At 32.3% G+C, this 9012-nt stretch carries 6 protein-coding genes; all 6 read left to right on the forward strand.

What is annotated here, in order from left to right; genetic code table 11:
* Positions 1-119 precede the first annotated feature (119 nt).
* The 6 genes from J5G60_RS14025 to J5G60_RS14050 all read left to right on the forward strand — a co-directional run bounded on the left by J5G60_RS14025 (position 120) and on the right by J5G60_RS14050 (position 8893).
* Positions 120-806: a response regulator transcription factor gene (locus tag J5G60_RS14025; protein WP_150357218.1), complete on the forward strand. Its 687-nt coding sequence runs from the start codon at positions 120-122 to the stop codon at positions 804-806.
* Complete coding sequence (locus tag J5G60_RS14030) at positions 807-2222, forward strand: sensor histidine kinase (protein ID WP_150357219.1); 1416 nt, start codon at positions 807-809, stop codon at positions 2220-2222.
* A gap of 83 nt (positions 2223-2305) precedes the next feature.
* Positions 2306-3511 carry a S1C family serine protease gene (locus J5G60_RS14035; protein ID WP_150357220.1) on the forward strand — a complete coding sequence of 402 codons (1206 nt, stop codon included), beginning with the start codon at positions 2306-2308 and terminating at the stop codon, positions 3509-3511.
* Between the two features lie 23 nt (positions 3512-3534).
* Entirely contained in the window at positions 3535-4098 is a 564-nt protein-coding gene (gene pth / locus J5G60_RS14040) for an aminoacyl-tRNA hydrolase (RefSeq protein WP_150357221.1), read from the forward strand.
* Positions 4099-4275: 177 nt separating this feature from the next.
* Positions 4276-7797 carry a transcription-repair coupling factor gene (mfd, locus tag J5G60_RS14045; RefSeq protein WP_150357222.1) on the forward strand — a complete coding sequence of 1174 codons (3522 nt, stop codon included), beginning with the start codon at positions 4276-4278 and terminating at the stop codon, positions 7795-7797.
* Between the two features lie 70 nt (positions 7798-7867).
* The gene (locus tag J5G60_RS14050; RefSeq protein WP_150357223.1) at positions 7868-8893 is read left to right on the forward strand and encodes a peptidylprolyl isomerase; all 1026 of its coding nucleotides are present in this window, start codon (positions 7868-7870) and stop codon (positions 8891-8893) included.
* The last annotated feature ends 119 nt before the right edge of the window (positions 8894-9012 follow it).

The raw sequence follows: 9012 nt of genomic DNA on the forward strand, positions 1-9012 counted from the left end.
CATATGTGATAAATTTAATTGTAGATAATTAATAATTAAATGTAAAATATTAGTGTAATTGATTGGGAAATATAATTAATAATAAATACTATGGATAGAAAGTGATTAGGAGGATGATGATGGAGGGCTCAATAGGTAAAATTTTGATTGTAGATGATGATGAAAATATTTGTGAAGTAATAAAGATGTATTTGGAGAGTGCAGGATATAAAACACAAATTGCAAATGATGGAAAATCAGCAGAAACTCTATTTCTAGAATATAAACCGGACTTAGTGTTATTGGATATAATGCTTCCCAATATAGATGGCATAGATGTGCTTAAGTGGATAAGGAAAGAATCTCAAATTCCTGTGATTATGCTCACTGCCAAAGGAGAGACTTTTGATAAAGTTTTAGGACTTGAACTAGGGGCAGATGATTATATAGTAAAACCTTTTGAAGCCAAAGAAATGTTGGCCAGAATTAAAGCGGTGTTGAGAAGATATACTGTAGATAATGATAATAGAGAGGTACTTAAATTTGAACAATTGACAATTGATATAAATTCATACACAGTTATATATAAAAATGAAGAAATAAAGATGCCTCCCAAGGAATTTGAATTGCTGTATTATCTGGCTAATAATAAAAACAGGGTATTTACTAGAGAACAGTTATTGTGTGAAGTTTGGGGATATGATTATCCGGGAGACTCTAGAACAGTGGATGTTCATATTAAAAGGCTTAGAGAAAAACTTCAAGGAGGGCCTAACTGGCAAATAGAAACAGTATGGGGTGTAGGGTATAAATTTGAGGTGAAATAGATGAAAAAGGGGTTATTTTCAAAACTTATGGCTGCATTTATTGCAATTATTATAGTGAGTTTTGTAATGACAGCGGCTTTTTTATCCTATTGGTTTGAAGGATATTATTTTAAAAAGAGAGAAAGTGAATTGCTCAGAGAATCTCAATTTATAAAATATAAGGCTATTCAATATTTAGATGGAAACTTAACAGTAGATGACATAAATGAAACTTTAACTTATATAGGAAATTATCTATCAGCAGACATATGGCTTGTGGATAATTATGGATATGTATATTCTGTTTCAAAAAGTGAACACAAAAAATTAATAGCTACATCAAAACAAATAGTTACCAGTGATCTAAAGGAACTTAGAGAAAACAAAACAGTAGATAAGAGTGAGACCTATTCAAGTGTATTTGCGGGTCCAGTCCATACTTTTGAAATACCAATTTTTTCAAATAAAGTTTTTAAGGGTGCCATAATGATGCATACATCAATAGATGAATTAAAGGGACCCCTCATAAGAGTATATGAAATCATATGGATGTCAGCAGTTTTTGCCATTATAATATGCTGTTTTGTAATTTATTATTTGTCCCAGAGAATAATAATAAAGCCGCTTAAAGTAATAAATTATGCTGCGGATAAAATATCCAGGGGTGAAGTGGAGAAGAGAGTCGAGGTTAAATCAGACGACGAAATTGGTGAGTTAGCGAAGTCTTTCAACAGTATGGCAGATTCCCTGCAACAAGTGGAAAAAAACAGAAGGGAATTTATATCCAATGTATCTCATGAAATAAGATCTCCAATAACATCTATAAAAGGTTTTATTGGAGGAATGATTGATGGAGTTATTCCAGCGGAGAAACAAAATTACTATCTATCTGTAACTTATTCTGAGATACAGAGGCTTACCAGGCTTGTAAATGATCTCCTGGATTTGTCGACTATTGAATCGGGACAGCTTAAGCTTAGAATAGAAAAGGTGGACATAAATGAAGTTATAAGATTATGTGTTATAAAATTTGAGACCAGAATAAATGAAAAGAGATTGAAAGTAGATGTACTTTTAGAAGATGATAAACTCTATGTGGCAGCAGACAAGGATAGAATAACCCAGGTAGTTACGAATTTAATCGATAATGCTATTAAATATGTAAATCAAGATGGAAATATAAAGATTTTTACTAAGATAAAAAGCGAGAAGGTATTGGTATCCATATATAATGATGGCTCTAATATACCAGAGCCTGATATGAAATATATATGGGATAGATTCTATAAGCGTGATAAATCCAGGACTTCAAAAATAAGTACAGGGCTTGGACTTCCTATTGTAAGGAGCATCCTTACCCAACTAGGCGAAGATATATGGGCTGAGAATAAGGAACCTAATGGGGTTATGTTTACTTTTACTTTGAAAAGAGTTTAACAAATTATTTTATTTTGTTCATATTTGTGTAAAACTTTTTTATTATAATAATTCTAGATTTTAGATATTATGAGGTGTATTTAATGGATGATAACAACAGATATGATAACATAAAGGATGTTTCATGGGAAAACGTAGAGTCCAGTAAAGCAAAAATAAAATTTATAAATAGCAAGAGAAGATCAAATATGGTGAAATTAGGGAAAATGTGTTGTTTTATTCTGATAGCTGCTGTTTCGGGAGGATTATCTGGAGCTTATATGAGTAGTAAAAAGGAAGTTACTAAAATTTATACACCTAATAATAATCAGGTAGTAGTTGAATCCAATGAAAATGTTAATAGGGCTAAATCGGAAGATAAATCGGGAAATACGTCGGAGAATTCTATAACTGAGGTGGCAGAAGCTGTGAGTCCAGCAGTAGTGGGTATAAGTAATAAAGCAGAAGATTATTTTGGACTGCAGGATTTAGGGAGTGGTTCCGGGATAATAATAGATTCAAATGGATATATAGTTACAAATTATCATGTAATACAGGGTGCGGATAAAGTTATGGTTAAATTGTCCAGCGGAAAAATACTGGATGCATCTGTAGCTGGTGTGGATGAAAGGTCTGATTTAGCTGTAATAAAAGTAAATGCAAAAAATCTTCCAATAGCTAAACTGGGGGATTCTTCTAAAGTGAAAGTTGGAGATGCTGCTATTGCCATAGGAAATTCTTTAGGCGAAGAATTTCCAGGCTCAGTTACAGCAGGTATAATAAGTGCAATAAATAGGAAGATAGAGTATAATGGAGTTATATATAAGGTTATTCAGACTGATGCAGCTATGAATCCAGGGAATAGCGGAGGCCCTCTTTGCAATATACAGGGTTATGTCATAGGTATAAATAGCCTGAAATTAAGTGCTGGTTCCAAGGTAGAGGGAATTGGTTTTGCTATAACTATAAACGAGGCAAAAAATATAATAAAGTCACTTATAAGCAATGGTCAAGTTTCGAGGCCGGAATTGGGTATAAATGGAGAGAGTGTAATATCGCAGGATAATAGAGTTCAGGGAATATATATTCAGCAAGTGGAGAAAAACAGTGGTGCTTCGGTGGCGGGTATAAAGCCTACGGATATACTGATAGAATTAGATGGGAATAAAGTAAAGAGTATGTCAGATATAGAAGCTATATTAGGAGGACATAAATTAGGAGAAAAAATTTTAGGTAAAATTTGGAGAAATGGGGAAATTATAGAAATGCAGATAACTTTGTCTCAAATTCAAAAGGATAATCAAAGATAAAATAGTAAGATTGGAGTGAATTGATGTTTTTAATAGTTGGCTTAGGAAATATAGGGATTGAATATGAACACACGCGCCATAATATAGGATTTGATGCTGTAGATCTGTTAAGTAGTAAGTACAATATTGTTTTAAGTAAGAAAAAATTTAAAGGAACTTGTGGAGAAGGTATTATAGAAAATAATAAAGTTGTATTATTAAAACCAGATACTTATATGAACTTGAGTGGAGAAAGTGTGGTGGAAGCTGTAAATTTTTATAAAATAATGGGCAATAATATAATAATAATACATGATGATATAGATATTCCTGTTGGAAGACTTAGAATAAAAACTCATGGAAGTGCCGGAGGTCATAACGGGGTAAAAAATATAATATTTAACCTGGCTACAGATCAATTTGTAAGAGTGAAGATAGGCATAGGACAACCTGAAGGTCAGCTTATATCCCATGTTTTGGGTAGATTTTCTAAAAATGATAAAATTTATATGGAAAAAGTTCTAAAGGTCAGCCGAGAGGCAGTAGAATGTATTTTGAAAAATGGCGTAGAAGAAGCCATGAACAGATTCAATGGGTTGCTTTTATAGTTTGTATAAATAAAATAGTATAAAAAAAAACCGTATAATCTCTCTAATAAGGAAGAGATTGACGGTTATTGTGCGTTCAATTAAAAATGTTTAAAGTTGGAATTTGTAAGTAGATATTGTGATAGATAATTTTATTAAGTTATGATGGATGAATAAATTTATAGGGTGGTTGTTAGGATGAGATTAGAAGGGCTTATGAAACCCATTAAAAAAAGTGATAAGTTTAAAAATGTCATAAAGGAAATATCCAGAGATAAATTTCCTATAGGAGTGTATGGACTTTCAGAATCTGCGAGAAGTTATTTAACATATGGAATATATGAAACTTTAGATAAGCCGATCTTGATTGTTACTCACAGTGATGTAGAGGCTAGGAAATTGTATGAGGATTTATCCTTTTATTTGTCTCAGGTATATTATTTTCCAACTAAAGAAGTGGTATTCTACAATATAGATGCTATATCTGGAGATTTGAGATGGGAAAGATTGAAGGTAATAAGACAGATATTAAATTCACGCAAGAAAATTATAATAACTTGTGTGGAATCATTGAGTTCAGTATATATTCCTGTAGAATTATATAGAAGATATATGTTTAAAGTATCCGTTGGAGATGTCTTAGATTTAAAGGATATTGCAGAAAGACTAATTCAATGTGGATATGAAAGAAGTGAAGTTGTAGATGCAAAAGGCCAGTTTTCTATAAGAGGGGGTATAATGGACATATATTCTCCAATTTCTGCGGAACCATATAGGCTGGAGTTGTTTGGCAGCCAAATAGAATCTATTAGAAGTTTTAATCTGGAATCTCAAAGAAGTATTGAAAAAGTGGATAGTATAGAAATTTTTCCTGCCAGAGAAATTATACTTGACAAAAGTAGAATTAGAGCCGGGGAAGAGGGAATAAAAGAAGATCTGGCAATAGTAGTTGAGAAATTAAAAAAATTAAAAGACAATGAGGCAGTTAAGAGAATAAAAGAAATTACCGTAAAAAATTTAGAAGTTCTTGAACAAAGCTGGAATTTTGAAACTATTGATAGCTTTTTACCTTATTTTTATGAAAATCCATCAACTTTTTTTGATTATGTAAAGGATTATTTTATAATCATGGATGATGTTCAAAGATGCGAGGGAAAATTAAATAGTGTATATTTTGAATTTGAAGAAAACTATAAAAGCTTTTTACAAAGAGGAAATATACTTCTTAAACAGAGTAAAATGCTCATTGGTAAATCTCAGCTAATTGAAGAACTCAAGAGGAGAAAGAGCATTATATTAGATCCTATTGCCAAATCAGTTAAAACATTTTTACCCAAATCAGTAATAAATTTTTCGCAGATAACTCTCAATGATTATCATGGACAAATAGATCTGCTTATTGAAGATATAAGAGATAGAAAATCTAAGGGTTTTAGAATATTGATTTTATCAGGTACAAGACCTAGAGGAGAAAGATTGGTTGATACCTTGAGAGATAGGGATATAGATAGCAGCTATAAGGATGTAGTACGTGAAATTATGCCTGGGGAAGTGGTTATAACTTTTGGAAGCCAGCTAAAGGGTTTTGAATATCCAGAGCTCAAGTTGAGTGTTATTTCAAGTAAAGAAGTCTTTGGAGAAGCTAGGAGAAAGAATATAAAAAAGGCCGTGAAAAAGGGTGCAGGTAAGATCAAAAGTTTTACTGAGTTAAAACCTGGGGATTTTGTAGTTCATGTCAATCATGGAATAGGTGTTTATAAAGGTATAAAACAACTGGAATTTCAGGAGCATAAAAAGGATTATCTAGAGCTTGTATATGAATCTGATGACAAATTATATGTGCCGGTGGAACAACTTGATATGGTACAAAAATATATAGGGGCTGAAGGTAAAACTCCCAAAATAAATAAATTAGGAAGCTCGGAATGGGCGAAGGCCAAAAAAAAGGCTAAGAAGTCTATAGAGCAGATAGCGGAGGATTTAGTAAAATTATATGCTATTAGATCTACTTTAAAAGGCTATAGATATTCAAAGGATACCGTTTGGCAAAAACAATTTGAAGATGAATTTCCATACGAAGAGACGCCAGATCAATTATCAACCATTCAGGATATAAAAGAAGATATGGAGTCAGATAAAGTTATGGATAGATTGCTCTGTGGTGATGTGGGCTACGGTAAAACTGAAGTTGCTGTAAGAGCAGCTTTTAAAGCTGTAATGGACGGCAAACAAGTTGCCTTTTTAGTTCCAACTACTATATTGGCACAACAGCATTATAATAATTTCGTTCAAAGATTTTCTGATTTTCCTGTAAAAATAGATATGATAAGTAGGTTTAGAACCCCTGCTCAACAAAAGATTACTATAAAGGCTGTGAAGGTGGGAAATGTGGATATATTAATTGGCACTCATAGGATATTACAAAAGGATGTTCAATTTAAAGATTTAGGACTTCTTATAATAGATGAGGAGCAAAGATTTGGCGTCAGTCATAAAGAAAAAATTAAGAAAATCAGAAAAAATGTAGATGTATTGACTTTAAGTGCTACACCTATACCGCGAACTCTCCACATGTCACTTGTAGGAGTCAGAGACATAAGTGTAATAGAAACACCACCAGAGGAGAGATATCCTATACAAACCTATGTGGTAGAATACAATGATCAATTGATTAGAGATGCTATGCTCAGAGAAATAAATAGAAAGGGACAGATTTATTTTGTATACAATAGGGTCGAGAACATAAAAGAAATGGCCGCCTATGTATCAAAATTAGTTCCAGAGGCCAAAGTAGCAGTGGCCCATGGCCAAATGCAGGAAAGAGAACTTGAGAATATAATAATAGATTTTATGAAAGGTAAATATGATGTTCTTGTGTCTACAACTATTATAGAAACTGGCATGGATATACAGAATGTAAATACCATGATAATATATGATTCAGATAAGATGGGGTTATCTCAGCTCTATCAATTAAGAGGAAGGGTGGGACGAACAAATAGAATAGCTTATTGTTACTTGACTTATAGAAAAGATAAGGTTCTGACAGAAGTAGCTGAGAAAAGACTGAAGGCCATTAAGGAATTTACAGAGTTAGGATCTGGATTTAAGATAGCTTTAAAGGATCTGGAGATAAGAGGGGCAGGCAATATGATGGGTGCATCACAGCATGGACATATGGCTGCCATAGGGTATGATCTATATTGTAGAATGCTTGAGGACACTGTGAAGCTTATAAAAGGTGAAATACACAAAGAGCCGGTGGAGACTACTGTGGAATTGAAGATAGATGCTTATATACCGGATAGTTATATAAAAAATGAAGTTCAGAAAATAGAAGTGTATAAGAAGATAGCTGCTATAGATTCCTATGATGATATGCTGGATGTAAAAGAAGAATTGGAAGATAGATTTTCTAGTATACCATCTTCAGTACAAAATCTTATGGATATAGCCTATATAAGGAGTATTGGTAAGGAACTTGGGATAGAGGAGATAAAAGAAGTAAAGAGAGAAGTTGTATTTACATTTGAAAGTCAAAATAGAGTGGATCAAAATGTAATGAAGGGCCTTTTAAAAAATTATTCAAGAAAAATAGTACTAAAAATGAATAAAAAGCCTGGTTTTGGATATAGATTAGAAAATGTAAAAAGAGAAAATATTTTAAGTGATATTAAGAAAATTATTAATTATATGCTACAAATATATGAACAAAAATAGCTTTGTGGTAAAAATACTTTTATGTTAAAATAAATCTGTATTTTAACATAGAAAGAGTGGGGGAATAATTGTGAAAAATATAAAAAGGTTAGCAACCGCTATGTGTATAATGACGTTCATGTTCTCAATTGCCGGTTGTAATATGATAGAAAAAACGCCAGAAGCTATAGCTAATAGTACTGTAGCGGTAGTTAATGGAGAAAAAATCACCAGAGGCGATTTAGACAAAAATCCATATACCATGCAACTGTTAAGTCAGGCTAAACAGCAATATGGAGAGGATTATGAGAAAAATGAAGAAGCTGTAAATACTATAAAAAGCCAAAAAGAGCAAATACTTGAGGATATGATTACAAATAAAATAATTGAACAGAAGGCTAAAGAGTTAAAACTTTTGCCAGATGAAAAAAAGCTTAAGACAGATATGAACAATCAAATTGCCCAAATAAAAAAGCAGCAGTTTGGAAATAGTACTGAGCAATTTGATGCGGCACTAAAAGCTCAGGGATTTACTGAAGATTCATTTAAAAGCATGTATTTATCTCAGCTTAGAGAACAGCAAATGCAACAAAAAGTAAGTGATAGCATTACAAAAAATATAAAGATAACAGATAAACAAATAGAGGATTATTATAAGGCAAATCAGGATAAATATACGGAACTGCCCAATAAAATGCACCTGGCACATATCCTTGTAAAGACTAAAGCTGAAGCTGAAAAGGTAAAGACAAGGCTGGATAAGGGGGAAGATTTCTCAAAGGTTGCGAAAGAAGTTTCCCAGGATACAGTAACAAAAAATAAGGGTGGAGATTTAGGCACTATAAAATATGATGATTCCCAGTATGACGCTCAGTTTATGGCAGGGGCAAAGGCGTTAAAAGGAGGAGAAATATCGGATCCGGTACAGAGTAGTTTCGGATATCATATAATAAAGTGTATAGATAAAGTCAAATATCCTGTTAAGCCTCTCAGTAAGGTTAAAGATGAGATAAAAAAACAACTGGAAAGTGATCAAAAAAGCAAACTGGTTTCCCAGAAATTACAGCAGTGGAAAAATGCTGCAAGTATAACCAAAAAGGAAAAAAATATTATGTAAATATATATTTTACATATAAGTACCATATAGGGAATTATGATGATTTATGTCATAGTTCTCTTTAATTTTATAATTTAAATAACAATTGTGTATAAAATTTCATATTTAGAAAAATAATA

Origin of the sequence: Clostridium sp. HV4-5-A1G (genome assembly GCF_900184915.1) — a bacterium.
GTDB classification, from domain to species: Bacteria; Bacillota; Clostridia; order Clostridiales; family Clostridiaceae; genus Clostridium_B; species Clostridium_B aromativorans.